Below are 12622 nucleotides of genomic sequence, written 5' to 3'. Positions count from 1 at the left end.
TCCAACGCCGGATGCGACACGATCGCGACGTACATGGAATATCATTGCGAAGTGGAATACTATTCCACTCAATCGGATTTCGCAAAGACTTTGTGACGACAGGGAGGCAACGCAATGCGAGTACTGGTAACGGGCGGCAGCGGTTTTCTCGGCGCATGGATCATCAGGAGGCTGCTGGCGCGCGGCATGGAATGCGTGAGCTTCGACGTGCGCACGAACCCGCGCCTCGTCGAGGCGCTCGCGCCCGAACGGGCTGCGGCCGTACGCTGGCGCACCGGCGACATCGCCGACGCGGCCGCCACGGCGCACGCCTTCGACGGCTGCGACGCGGCGATCCATCTCGCAGGCATCCTCACGCCCGACTGCGCGGCCGATCCCGTGCGCGGCGCGCGGGTCAACCTGATCGGCACGCTGAACGTATTCGAGGCCGCACGCTCGGCCGGGCTGCGACGCGTGCTCTATGCGAGCAGCGCCGGCGTATTCGGCCCCGACGACGGCGCCGTGCCGTTGCCGCAAACCCACTACGGCGCGTTCAAGCTGGCGTGCGAAGGATCGGCACGCGCGTACTGGCACGACCACGGGATCGCGAGCGTGGGCTTCCGTCCGCTCGTGGTCTATGGGGCCGGACGCGAGACCGGATCGAGCGCGGGGCCGAGCCTGGCCTGTCGGGCGGCCGCGCGCGGCGAGCGCTACACGATTCCATTTACCGGCGCGACGGGCCTCGTGTTCGCCGACGACGTCGCCGCCGCTTACGAGGCCGCGCTGCTGGCCGACATCGAAGGCGCACACGCCTTCACGCTGGCGGGCGAGATCACCCCGGTGAACACGCTGATCGAACGGATCGCGGCCCTCGTGCCGGGTGCGCACATCGATGCCGGCGGCCCGCCGCTGCCGATCGCGACGGCATTCCCCGACGACCCCGCGCTCGACCGCCTGCTGCCCGGCCTGCCGCGGACCGCGCTCGACGACGGACTGCGGCAGACGGTGGCGTTCTACCGGCGCCAGCGCTAGGCCGGCGCCCGCTACCCGCGGCTACGCGACGACGTCCGCGGGTGCAACGCCCGTGCGCGTCGCAGCCGCGCGATGCACGGCGAGCGTCGCCGCGAGCGTGCGCGCGGCGTCGTCGGCCGGACACAGCGGCGCCTCGGCGCCCGCGATCACCGCCGCGAAGTGGCGCAACTGCTCGTGATACGGATCGGCGCCATGCGGCGTGCAGCGCTCGACCGTCAATGGATCGTGCCAGCCCTTCCCGCTGCGGTATTCCCACAGATCGAGCTGCGGCAGCGTGAGCGAGGCATCGGTGCCGATCAGGAAATGCGTGTTCACCTGCTGGCGCGGATAGTGCGCGGCCTCGCCCGCCGCGAGATCCCAGTTCCACGGCGAGGTCGCGCAGTCGGACACGGCCAGCGTGCCGAGCGCGCCGCTGTCGAAGCGCAGCAGCACGGCGGCCGTGTCTTCCACGTCGAAACCGCGCACGCGATTGGACGCCTGGGCCTGCACCTCGACGATCTCGCCGAGCAGGAACCGCATGATGTCGATGTCGTGAATCAGGTTGATCAACACCGGGCCGCCGCCCGCGCGACGACGCCATTCGATGTCGAAATACGCGTCGGGCTTGTAGAACGTCGCGAGCGCATTGGCCGCGACGGGTTTGCCGAGCCGCCCCGACTGCACGATCTCTCGCGCGCGCCGCAAGACCGGATTGTGGCGGCGATGATGGCCGACCAGCAGCGGCACACCGGCCTCGCGTGCGGCGCGACCGAGGCCCGCCGCCGCCGCGACGCTGTCCGACACCGGCTTCTCGATCAGCGCCGGCACGCCGCGCGCGATGCAGGCAAGGCCGACCTCGACATGCGTCGCATTCGGCGTCGCGACGATCGCGCCGTCCGGGCGCATCGCGTCGAGCATCGTCGCGTAGTCGGCGAACCAGCGCAGCCCCTCGGCACGCGCGAACTGCTCGGCCGCCGGCGACGGATCGGCGATCGCCGCGACTTCCACCTGCGCATGCGTGCGCGCGCGCTCCACGTGCATCCGCCCGATTGCGCCTGCACCGATCACTGCCAGCCGTCTTCTTGCCATCGCTTCATCTCCGTTGTGCGGGGCGTACGTGTCGCGTCGAGCCGTTCGTCTTCCGGATCGACCGGGTGAATACCCCGATTTATTGAAACCATCTTTGATTGTTGAATGCTATTCCACTTCTAACCAGAATTCACGAAAATTCGACACGTGTCGCGCGGCCCGCCCACGGACCGCACGGAATCGAACCTTGACCAGGAAACAGGAGGCCAGACACATGACTGATCAGCACGAGCAGAACGACACCCTTTCCGGCGCCCCGGCAGACGTGCCTGACCACCCGGCGGCGTCGCGCCGCGCGTGGCTCGTCACCGCGGGCAAGGCGCTCGCGGGCGGGGCCGCGGCGCTCGCCGCGCCGGCGATCGTGCGCGCGCAGGGCGAGCAACCGCTGAAGCTGGGCCTGCTGATGGCCAAGCAGGGTGTGTGGACCGAACAAGGCGAAGTGATCGCGAACGGCGTCAAGCTCGCGCTCGACGAGGCGGGCAACCAGGCGCGCGGCCGGCGCGTCGATCTCGTCTGGTACGACGAACCGAACCCGCAGTCGGCGCAGCAGAACATGCAGAAGCTCGTCGAGCAGGACCACGCGATCGCGGTGATCGGCGGCACGAACAGCGGCACGTCGCTCGCGATGTCGTCGGTCGCATGGCGCACCAGGACGCCTTACATCGCGCCGAACGCCGCCGCGCGCGAGCTGACCGGCAGCAGTTGCAACCCGTACACGTTCCGCGTGCTGAGCCCGACGCCCGTCGCATGCCGCGCACTCGCGCCGTCGATGCTCGCGATCGGCAAGAAATGGCACTTCCTCGTCGCGAACTATGCGTACGGGCAGGACATTCAGCGCGCGATGTCCGACTTGTTGAAACAGGCCGGCGGCGTCATCACCGGCGCCGACGTCACGCCGCTCAACACCACCGACTTCAGCTCGTTCATCCTGAAGATCCGCCAGTCGAAACCCGATGTCGTGCTGCTCGGGCTGCCGGGCGGCGACCTGTCGACGTTCCTGAAGCAATATGCGGAAATGGGCATGAAAGGCCGCATCCCGGTGGCGTGCCCGATCATCGGCGACTCGGATCTCTGGTCGATCAACGCCGACGCCGCCACCGGCTACTACGGCAAGCCGTGGCATTTCAGCTCGCCGGGCCATGCGCCGGAAGAAGTTGCGTTCATCAGGAAGTACACGGCGAAGTACGGCAAGCCGCCGGCCGACAAGGCCTGGATCGGCTGGTTCACGGCGCGCGCACTGCTGCAGGCGATCAACCACGCGAAGAGCACGTCCGGCGCGGACATCGTGCAGAGCCTGGAGACCATTCAGCTCGCCGACGGCAGCGGCGCCGCCTACTTCCGCCCGTGGGACCACCAGTTGTTGCGGCGCTGGAGCGTGTTCAAGGTGAAGGACCGGATCGGCGACAAATGGGACTGGCTCGACCCGATCTCCGTCGTGCCGCAGAACCCCGGCGACCTCGACCGTCTCTTCGGCACACGCGAGGAGATCGGTTGCAAGATGGCCGCGCGCTGAGCCCGCGCGCCGCCGCCCCAAGCGTATCCCGCGCGCGTCGCGGCCCGCCGCTCGCCCGTCACGACGGGCCGCGGCGCGGCGCGGCGAGCCGCACTCTGGAGTAAGGGCATGGCTGAAATGTTGTTGTCCCAGGTCGCCAACGGACTGGTGCTGGGGTTCCTCTATGTATTGCTCGCGATCGGACTGTCGATCATCTGCGGGCTGCTGGGCATCGTGAATTTCGCGCATGGCGCGCTCTTCGCGCTCGGCGCGTATTTCGCGATCGCACTGTCGACGCAGTTCGGATGGGCCGCCGTCGCGCTCGCACCGGTGCTCGTCGCGGCGGTGGGCGTGCTGATCGAATTGGTGTTCATCCGGCGCCTGTACGGCAAGGAGCCGCTCCTCGGCCTGATCGTCACGTTCGCGCTGTCGCTGCTGCTCACCGCACTGGTTCGCCTCGTGTGGGGCGCGGGCGGGCTGCCGTTCAGTCCGCCCGGGATGCTCAACGGGTTTCTCGTATACGGGCCGCTGCTGATCACGAAGTATCGGCTGTTCGTGCTCGCCGCGACGATCGCGATCCTCGTCGTGCTGTGGTGGTTCATGAACTACACGCCATACGGGCGGATCCTGCGCGCCGGCAGCCGCGATCCTGAAATGGTCGGCCTGCTCGGCATCAACCTGCCGCGCGTGCTGACCGGCGCGTTCGCGCTCGGCGCGCTGCTCGCGGGTGCCGCGGGCGTGCTCGCGGCACCGCTCGTCACGGTCACGCCGGGGATGGCGACGACCGCCGTGATGCCCGCGTTCGTGATCGTCACGATCGGCGGGCTCGGCTCGTTCGCCGGCGCGGTGGTCGCCGGCCTGCTGGTCGGCATCGCAACCGCGCTGGCCGTCCAGTTCTTTCCGGCGGGCTCGTCGGTCGCGATGTACGCGCTGATGGCACTCGTCCTTCTCGTGCGCCCTCGCGGGCTGTTTGGTGAACGCTGGGAGCGCTTCGAATGAAATTCGATTATCTGACCCGCCATCCGGTTGCAGTGCTGACCACCGCGCTCGTCCTCGTGTCGCTTGCCCTCACCGCGACCGGCACGCCGCTCGAGCGCGCAACCCAGATCGCGATCTACACGCTCTACGGGATGGGCGTGAACCTGCTGGTCGCGTATACGGGGCTCGTCCCGTTCGGCGCATCGGTGTTCTTCGGCACGGCCACGTACCTGGTCGCCGTGTCGCTGCTGCGCGTGCTGGGCAACGAGTTGCTCGCGCTGGCGGCCACCGTGATCGTGACGACCGTGCTCGCCGCGCTGATCGGCGCGGTTGTGTTGCGCCGGCGTGGGCTCTACTTCTCGCTGCTCACCCTCGCCTGTTCGCAGATCGCGTTCGAGATCGCGTTCAAGTGGACCGACGTGACCGGCGGTGAAAACGGCCTGCAGAACGTGCCGCGCCCGACCTTCCCGACGACCGTCGGCTTCCACGTATTCGCATGCGTGACGGTGATCGCCATCGCCTGTCTGCTATGGCGCCTCGTGCACGCGCCGTTCGGACGGGCGCTGCAGGCACTGCGCGACAACGAGCAGCGCGCGGCGAGCCTCGGCTACGACACGTATCGGCTCAAGCTGCGCGCGTTCGTGATCTCGGCTGCGGTGATCGGCTACGCGGGCGGCCTGCTGTGCCTGATGCTGCAGGGCGCGTACGCGAACAACCTGAGCTGGGAGCACGCGGGCGACAGCCTGCTGATGACCGTGCTCGGCGGTGTCCACCAGTTTCTCGGGCCGCTGTGGGGCGCGATCGCGTTCATCCTGCTCGAAGACAAGCTCAGCAGCCTGACCGAGCACTGGTGGCTGATCTTCGCGCCGATCGTCATCGCGTTCGCGTTCTTCTCGCCCGAGGGCATCCACGGCATCGCGCAGCGGCTGTTGCGACGTCCGCGCTGGACCCTCGTGCGCGACACGATTCCCGTGCGCCCCGCCACGATCGCGCCGTATCGCGCGGGCGGCGTCGAGACCGATCCCGCCACGCCCGTGCTGAGCGTGCGCGGATTGTCGAAGCGTTTCGGCTCGCTCGTGACCGCCGAACGGATCGACCTCGACGTCCATCCGTGCCGGCTGCACAGCTTCATCGGCCCGAACGGCGCGGGCAAGACCACGTTCTTCAACATGCTGACGGGCGTGCTGTCGCCGACGGCCGGCACGATCACGTTCGACGGCAAGGACGTGACGAAGCTCGCCATGTTCCGCCGCGTGCGGCTCGGCATGAGTCGCTCGTTCCAGATCCTCAGCGTATTTCGCAATCTCACCGTGTTCGAGAACGTGCGCGTCGCGGTGCAGGCCGCGCAGCACGATCGCCTCGGCCTGTGGCGCGACGCGCACACGCTCGGCGAACAGAACGAGATGACCTGGTCGCTGCTCGCGGCGGTCGGGCTGACCGAGCGCGCGGCGCATGGTTGCGAAAGCCTGTCGCACGGCGAGCAGCGCCTGCTCGAAATCGCGCTGTCGCTCGCGACTCGCGCACGCCTGCTGCTGCTCGACGAGCCGCTCGCGGGGCTTGCCGAAGCCGACCGCGTGCGCGTGGCGGCGATCATCCGCGTGCTGGCGAACCATCACGCGGTGCTGCTGATCGAGCACGACATCGATCGCGTGCTGACGATTTCCGATCGCGTCAGCGTGCTCCATCGCGGCCGCCTGATCGCCGACGGCTCGCCGGCCGAAGTCGCGCGCCATCCCGAGGTGATCGAAGCCTACCTGGGCCACGCGAAGGGCGAGCGGCCGGTCGATGCGAGGCTGGCCGCCCGACGCGGCGCACAGCACGAAGATGCCGCACCGGCGCGACGCCCGCTGCTGCGCCTCGAAGGCGTGAAGGCCGGTTATACCGGCAACACGATCCTCGACGGCATCGACCTCGCGCTCCACGAAGGCGAAGTGATTGCGATCCTCGGACGCAACGGCGTCGGCAAGACGACGACGTTGCGCGCCGCGACCGGCGTCGCCGACGTGACGGCCGGGCGCATCGTGTTCGACGGCCACGACATCACCGGGCGCCCCGCGCACGAGATCAATCGACTCGGCCTCGCGATGGTGCCCGAGGGCCGCCGCCTGTTCCCGAACCTCACGGTCGCCGAGAACCTGCGGCTCGCCGCACGCAAGGGCGGCGCGAGCGTCGACGAGATGTTCGCGCTGTTCCCGCGACTCGCGACGCGCAAGGATGCGCGCGCCGAACATCTGTCCGGCGGCGAACGACAGATGGTGGCGATCGCGCGCGCGCTGATGGCGCCGGCGAAGGCGATCCTGCTCGACGAACCGTTCGAGGGGCTCGCGCCCGCCGTCGTACAGGAAGTGCTCGACGCGGTAGTCAAGCTGCGCGAGCGCGCGAGCGTCGTGATCGTCGAGCACCAGGCCGACATGGTGCTGCCGATCGCGGATCGCGCGTACGTGCTCGTCAACGGTCGCGTCGCGCACGAAAGCAGCGCGGTCGCGCTCGAACAGGACACCGCCACCCAGGCGAAATTGCTCGGCATCGTACACGACGAGGCCGGTTCAACCCAGGAGATGAAAACAGCATGACAGCCCCCTTGACCCCGACCGCCCCGGTTTCGCTCGACGAAGGCCTGAGCGGTGCGACCCGCATTCATTTCATCGTCGGCGATCCGATCGCGCAGGTCCGTTCGCCGAAAGGCGTGACGGCCGCGCTGCGCGAGGCCGGACTCGACGCGCTGGTCGTTCCCGCTCATGTCGCACCGGCCGATCTTGCGGCGTTCTTCGCGGGCATCACACCGATGCGCAACGTCGACGGCGTGATCATCACCGTGCCGCACAAATTCAGCGCCGCCGGGTTCTGCTCGCGCCTGTCCGATGAAGCGGCATTCCTCGGCGCGGCGAATACGCTGCGACGCACCGCCGAAGGCGGCTGGCACGGCGGCATGTTCGACGGCACCGGTTTCGTCGCCGCGCTCGGCGACGAAGGCTGCGACCTGCGCGGCAAGCGCGCACTGCTGGTCGGCGCGGGCGGCGCAGGCTCGGCAATCGGCCATGCGCTGGTGATGGCGGGTGTCACGTCGCTCGACGTGCGCGACAACGATGCCGGCCGCACCGCGTCGCTGGTCGAGCGGCTGGCCACGCTGCAACGCGGCACGGTGCGCGTCGCCGCCGCGGAGGTCGCAGCCGAATCGTTCGACGTGATCGTCAATGCGTCGCCGATGGGCATGCGGCCGGACGATCCGCTGCCCGTCGACGTCTCGCGCGTGCCGGCCACCGCGTTCGTCGGCGACGTCGTCACGAAACCGCCGCTCACGCCGTTCATCGAGGCGGCGCGTGCCCGCGGTTGCCGAACCGTCACGGGCACGCAGATGTTCGCGCGGGTCTGCGATCGAATGGTCGCATTCCTGGTCGATACCGCCGCCTGAGTGCATGTGGACAGGTCGCGATCGTCATGCGCGGCGCGGCCTGCCGAATCGTTTCCGCCGCGCCGGCGTCGACGCGCAGCCGGTGCAGGCATCGTGCACCCTGAATGAAGTCGCGCCTCGTCTTCCGGACATATTTCGGAACACTATTCCACTTTCTTTGTTATTGGAATAACATTCCACAAAGATCGAAGCCTCTTCCGCCGCGCGCACGAATCCGGACGTGCGGCGGAACGAAACGAAGGAGACGTGGACATGGCTGCAGTGCAACAGGGTTGGGACGAAGAGGTGGACCTGCTGGTGTTCGGCGCAGGTGCGGCGGGCATGACCGCCGCGCTCGTCGCGCATCACGAGGGGCTCGCCGTCCTGATTTGCGAAAAAACCGCCGCGGTGGGCGGCATCACGTCCACGTCGGGCGGCACGACGTGGGTGCCGGGCACACGCTTGAGCGTCGCCGCGGGCGTGCCCGACAGCGTCGACGATGCGCGCCGCTTCCTGCAGTCGGTGGTCGGCGCGCGCGGCGGCGACGACGCGCGCGAAGCATTTCTGCAAAGCGGCCCCGACGCGATCGACGAACTCGCGCGCATCAGCGACGTGAAGTTCGTCGCCGCCACCGCACATCCGGATTACGTCAACGGCCCGGGCGCGGCCTACGGCGGCCGGGCGCTCGTGCCCGCGCCGTTCGATGCGCGCGTGCTCGGCCGCGCGTTCGCGCGCGTGCGCCCGCCGCGCAAGGAATTCATGGGCCTCGGCGGCATGATGGTCGCGCGCGCCGACCTCAATGCGCTGCTCGCGCCGTTCGCGTCGGTCGCGAACTTCAAGCGCACGATCACGGTCGTCGGGCGCTATGCGATGGATCGCCTGCGCTTTCCGCGCGGCACGCAGCTGGTGATGGGCAACGCGCTCGCCGCCCGGCTCTATTACAGCCTGCTCAAACGCCAGGTCGAGATTCGCTTCGACACGCCGCTGCTCGAACTGGTACGCGAGAACGGCCGCGTCACCGGCGCCATCGTCACGACACCGGATGGCGGTCGCAAGCGAATCGGCGCGCGGCGCGGCGTGGTGCTCGCGACCGGCGGCATCACGCGCCATCCGTCGCTGCGCCGGCAGTTCTTCCCTGCCGCGGCCCAGCCGCTGTCGCTGTCGCCGAATACGCATACCGGCGACGGCGTCGACCGCGCACAGCGCGTCAATGCGCGGGTCGAAAACGGCGGCGACAGCCCGGGGCTATGGATGCCGTGTTCGATCCGCCGCGCACCGGGCGCCCCCACGGGCAGCGACGGCGACAGCGTCTGGCCGCACATCATTCTCGATCGCGCGAAGCCCGGCCTCATCGCGGTCAACAGCCGCGGCGAGCGCTTCGTCAACGAATCGAACTCATACCACGACTTCGTGATGGGCATGCTGCGCGACAGCGGCAACGGGCCGAGCGTGCCGGCCCATCTGATCGTCGATGCTGCGTTCATTCGCACCTATGGCCTCGGCCTGCTGATGCCGGCGCGCAGTGCGGCCCGCATCGCCGAATTCGAACGCGCCGGCTATCTGGTGAAAGGTGCAACGCTGGCCGAGCTGGCGGCGAAGTTGCAGGTGGATGCGAACGGCCTGGCGCGCACCGTCGCGACCTACAATCGCGACGCCGCCAATGGCGAGGATCCGGCATTCCAGCGCGGCAGCAGCCCGATGAGCCGCTTCAACGGCGATCCGGCCCAACAGCCGAATCCGTGCATCCGGCCGATCGGCGCGGGGCCTTACTACGCGCTGACCGTATGGCCGGCCGATCTCGCGTGCAGCGCGGGGTTGAGCGGCACGGCGAACGGCGAGGTGATCGATGTCGACGGGCGCGTGATCCCCGGCCTGTTCGCGTGCGGCAACGATCTCGCGTCGATCTTTCGCGGCACGTACCCCGGCCCCGGCACGACGCTCGGCCCGGCCATCGTATTCGGCTGGCGCATCGCGAAGTTCGTCGCGCGACGCGAAGCGGCATCGACGGGCACATCACCCGCAGCCGCGGTGCACCGCTCGACCTGCGACAGCGCGCAACGCTGACGAACGCGCCGGCACGGCACGCGCAGGCCGCGCCGGCTCACCCCATCGAGAAGGAGTCGTTCATGCAACGCATCGTCAACCGCCATCGATTGAACATGCCGAAACTGGGGCTCGGCACATGGCCCATGCTCGGCGACGAATGCACGCGCGCGGTCGCGCTCGCACTGGAGTCGGGCTATCGCCATATCGATACCGCAGCCGCGTACGAGAACGAAGCGGCGGTCGGCAACGCCATCGCCGCTTCGAACGTCCCGCGCGAGCAGATTCACGTGACCAGCAAGGTATGGTGGGACCAGTTGAACCCCGAACGCATGCGGCAATCGCTCGACGACACCTTGCGCGCGCTGCGCTGCGACTACGTGGACCTGTTCCTGATCCACTGGCCGGCGCCCGACTGGAATCTTGCCGAGACGATCGACACGCTCGTTTCGTTCAAGGAGCAGGGACGCGCCCGCGCGATCGGCGTCGCGAACTTTCCGCTTGCGCAGTTGCGCGCCGTCGTCGAACAGATGCAGGCGCCACTGGCCGCGATACAGGTCGAGTATCACGTGCTGCTCGGTCAGGCGCGGCTGCTGCAATTCGCGCGCCAACATGACATGGCGCTGATCGCGTACAGCCCGCTCGCGCGCAACCGCGTGTCGGAGATCCCGGAACTGCAGCGGATCGCCGACAAGCATCGCGTGCTGCCGAGCCAGGTGGCGCTGAAATGGCTGCTCGACCAGCCGAACGTGGCCGCCGTGCCGAAGGCGGCCGGGCAACGCAATCAGCTCGCCAATCTGGCATCGCTCGACGTGAACCTGGACGACGCTGATCGGGCGCTGATCGCCGGCCTGCCGAAGAATCAGCGGCTCGTGAGTCCGGCGTTCGCGCCGCAGTGGGATCCGGCCATGTAAGGAACGGCGTGTGGGTCGGCAATCGTTGCGGGCACGGGATGAAATCGCGGCTTCGGCACGCCTGTCGCCCACGCCGCGCGGCCCCTTCACCTGGGTGCCGGCCCGATCACGGGCGCCGGAACCCGATCGGCGTCGACGAATCGCTCGACGCCGACAGACCGGAGATCGCACTGGCCAGCACTGGGGCTTTGCATCGCGCCTGCACCGCGAGCCAATGCCCGCAAGGCATTCAAATCCGGCCCCATAAATCAGAATTTGTGCCGGTCAACACCGATCGAGACCTGGCACCCGCCATCTTCCGCAAGCACGTCTTTCCGGGGTTTACCTAACTGACTGGACGCCGAACGCATGCTTAAATAAATCAACTTGATTTATTTAATGCGCCGAAAGCGGCGCCACATGGAGGGAGACGCCATGCGAAGCCCGCACATCGGCCAGGGCAGCAACTCGGTCAACGTGCGCCGTTACAACGAGCGCCTTTTGCTGAAGACGCTGCGCCGTACCGGCAGCGCGTCGAAGGCCGACCTCGCCCGCCACGCGAACATGACGAGTGCGGCTGTCGGCGGCATCATCGCGTCGCTCGCCGACGCGAAACTGATCGAATTCGCCGGCCGCACCGAAGGCCAGCGCGGCCAGCCGGCGTCGCTGATTCGTCTCGATCCGAATGGGGCATTCGGCATCGGCGTCCGCATCGACCGCATGCGCATCGAAACGGCGCTGGTCAACTTCGCGGGCGAGATCATCGGCCGCCGCTCCCACGACACCCTGCTCCCTCCGCCCGCGACCGTGCTCGAACTGGTTCGCAGCGACATCGAAGAGATGCAACTGCTGCTGCCCGCGCAGGATCGCGATCGGCTGGCGGGCGTCGGCGTGGCCCATCCGTTCAACCTGGGGAGCTGGCTGCGCGAACTCGGCCTGCCGGCCGAAGCCTTCCGCGCGTGGGCCGAGATCGACCTGGCCCGGGAACTCGCTAATGTCATTCCGCTGCCGGTGTTCAGCGAAAACGACGGCAATGCGGCCGCCATCGCCGAGCTCTTTTACGGCTGCGGCCGGCAACGCGACAATTTCGTCTATCTGTTCCTCGGACCGGTGATCGGCGGCGGGATCGCGATCGACGGCGACTGCCTGCACGGCCGCACCGGCAACGCCGGCGATTTCGCCGTGATGCCCGTACACCCGAGCCGCCTGCGCTCGGCGCCCGCGCCGCACGGCGCGTGGGACATCCTCCTGACGCGTGCGTCGTTGAGCGCGCTGATTCGCCATCTCCGCCATTGCGGCGAGCAGGTCGAGAACCGCGCGGATCTCGACGACTGCATCGCACGCAACGTGCCGGCCGTCGACGAATGGATCGACGATTGCGTCGATGCGCTCGCGTTCGCGCTGCGCGGGGCGCTATCCGTACTCGATTTGCCGGTCGTCGTCCTTGATTCGGACGTCGATGCCGGCCTGCTCGACACGCTCATGCAACGCCTGGGCGTGGCGCTCGCCGACATCACGCCGGAAGCCCGCAGCGCGCCGGAACTCGTGCGCGGCTCGTTCGGCGCCGACGCCGGCGCGATCGGCGCCGCGACGCTGCCGATGTTCTTCAATTTCTCACCACGCTCCGGCATCCTGCGCGGTGCAGGCCTGGATACGCAAGAGGTCGCTTATGTCGCGTTCTGAGTCCCCCCGGCCGCTGCTCGAGATGCGCGGCATCAGCAAGACCTTCCCGGCCGTGCGCGCGCT

At 68.4% G+C, this 12622-nt stretch carries 9 protein-coding genes; 8 read left to right on the top strand and 1 reads right to left on the bottom strand.

Going from position 1 to position 12622, the window contains the following annotated elements:
• Positions 1–114: 114 nt before the first annotated feature.
• A complete protein-coding gene (locus DID98_RS33760; RefSeq protein WP_044848723.1) occupies positions 115–1011 on the top strand; it encodes an NAD(P)-dependent oxidoreductase in 897 nt (298 codons plus the stop codon).
• Between the two features lie 21 nt (positions 1012–1032).
• On the opposite strand, the gene DID98_RS33755 is transcribed toward DID98_RS33760, so the two are convergent.
• Positions 1033–2079 carry a Gfo/Idh/MocA family protein gene (locus DID98_RS33755; protein WP_124530267.1) on the bottom strand — a complete coding sequence of 349 codons (1047 nt, stop codon included), beginning with the start codon at positions 2077–2079 and terminating at the stop codon, positions 1033–1035.
• 214 nt (positions 2080–2293) lie between these two features.
• Here DID98_RS33755 and DID98_RS33745 point away from each other — a divergent pair, with 214 nt between their 5' ends.
• The 7 genes from DID98_RS33745 (at position 2294) to DID98_RS33715 (ending at position 12559) form a co-directional block, all read left to right on the top strand.
• Positions 2294–3592, top strand: coding sequence for an ABC transporter substrate-binding protein (locus DID98_RS33745; RefSeq protein WP_044848725.1), 1299 nt, complete (start codon positions 2294–2296; stop codon positions 3590–3592).
• Between the two features lie 108 nt (positions 3593–3700).
• On the top strand, positions 3701–4570 hold the full coding sequence (locus tag DID98_RS33740) for a branched-chain amino acid ABC transporter permease (RefSeq protein ID WP_124572114.1): 870 nt from the start codon (positions 3701–3703) through the stop codon (positions 4568–4570).
• Complete coding sequence (locus DID98_RS33735; RefSeq protein WP_124572113.1) at positions 4567–7122, top strand: branched-chain amino acid ABC transporter ATP-binding protein/permease; 2556 nt, start codon at positions 4567–4569, stop codon at positions 7120–7122. Before DID98_RS33740 ends, DID98_RS33735 begins: the two co-directional genes overlap by 4 nt.
• A complete protein-coding gene (locus DID98_RS33730; RefSeq protein ID WP_124572112.1) occupies positions 7119–7961 on the top strand; it encodes a shikimate dehydrogenase in 843 nt (280 codons plus the stop codon). Before DID98_RS33735 ends, DID98_RS33730 begins: the two co-directional genes overlap by 4 nt.
• A gap of 252 nt (positions 7962–8213) precedes the next feature.
• A complete protein-coding gene (locus DID98_RS33725; RefSeq protein ID WP_124522690.1) occupies positions 8214–10004 on the top strand; it encodes an FAD-binding protein in 1791 nt (596 codons plus the stop codon).
• A gap of 62 nt (positions 10005–10066) precedes the next feature.
• Entirely contained in the window at positions 10067–10897 is an 831-nt protein-coding gene (locus tag DID98_RS33720; RefSeq protein WP_124572111.1) for an aldo/keto reductase, read from the top strand.
• A gap of 414 nt (positions 10898–11311) precedes the next feature.
• Positions 11312–12559, top strand: a complete 1248-nt coding sequence (locus DID98_RS33715; protein WP_124572110.1) for an ROK family protein — start codon at positions 11312–11314, stop codon at positions 12557–12559.
• The last annotated feature ends 63 nt before the right edge of the window (positions 12560–12622 follow it).

It is taken from the genome of Burkholderia sp. Bp8984, assembly GCF_003853755.1.
In the GTDB taxonomy this organism is placed as follows: domain Bacteria; phylum Pseudomonadota; class Gammaproteobacteria; order Burkholderiales; family Burkholderiaceae; genus Burkholderia.
This window is presented reverse-complemented; position numbering and strand designations above follow the sequence as displayed.

Excerpts from the sequence above, each read along its gene's own strand:
- DID98_RS33715 (WP_124572110.1), top strand. The coding sequence starts at position 11,312 with ATGCGAAGCCCGCACATCGGCCAGGGCAGCAACTCGGTCAACGTGCGC.
- DID98_RS33745 (WP_044848725.1), top strand. The coding sequence starts at position 2,294 with ATGACTGATCAGCACGAGCAGAACGACACCCTTTCCGGCGCCCCGGCA.
- DID98_RS33740 (WP_124572114.1), top strand. The coding sequence starts at position 3,701 with ATGGCTGAAATGTTGTTGTCCCAGGTCGCCAACGGACTGGTGCTGGGG.
- DID98_RS33735 (WP_124572113.1), top strand. The coding sequence starts at position 4,567 with ATGAAATTCGATTATCTGACCCGCCATCCGGTTGCAGTGCTGACCACC.
- DID98_RS33720 (WP_124572111.1), top strand. The coding sequence starts at position 10,067 with ATGCAACGCATCGTCAACCGCCATCGATTGAACATGCCGAAACTGGGG.
- DID98_RS33760 (WP_044848723.1), top strand. The coding sequence starts at position 115 with ATGCGAGTACTGGTAACGGGCGGCAGCGGTTTTCTCGGCGCATGGATC.
- DID98_RS33730 (WP_124572112.1), top strand. The coding sequence starts at position 7,119 with ATGACAGCCCCCTTGACCCCGACCGCCCCGGTTTCGCTCGACGAAGGC.
- DID98_RS33725 (WP_124522690.1), top strand. The coding sequence starts at position 8,214 with ATGGCTGCAGTGCAACAGGGTTGGGACGAAGAGGTGGACCTGCTGGTG.
- DID98_RS33755 (WP_124530267.1), bottom strand. The coding sequence starts at position 2,079 with ATGGCAAGAAGACGGCTGGCAGTGATCGGTGCAGGCGCAATCGGGCGG.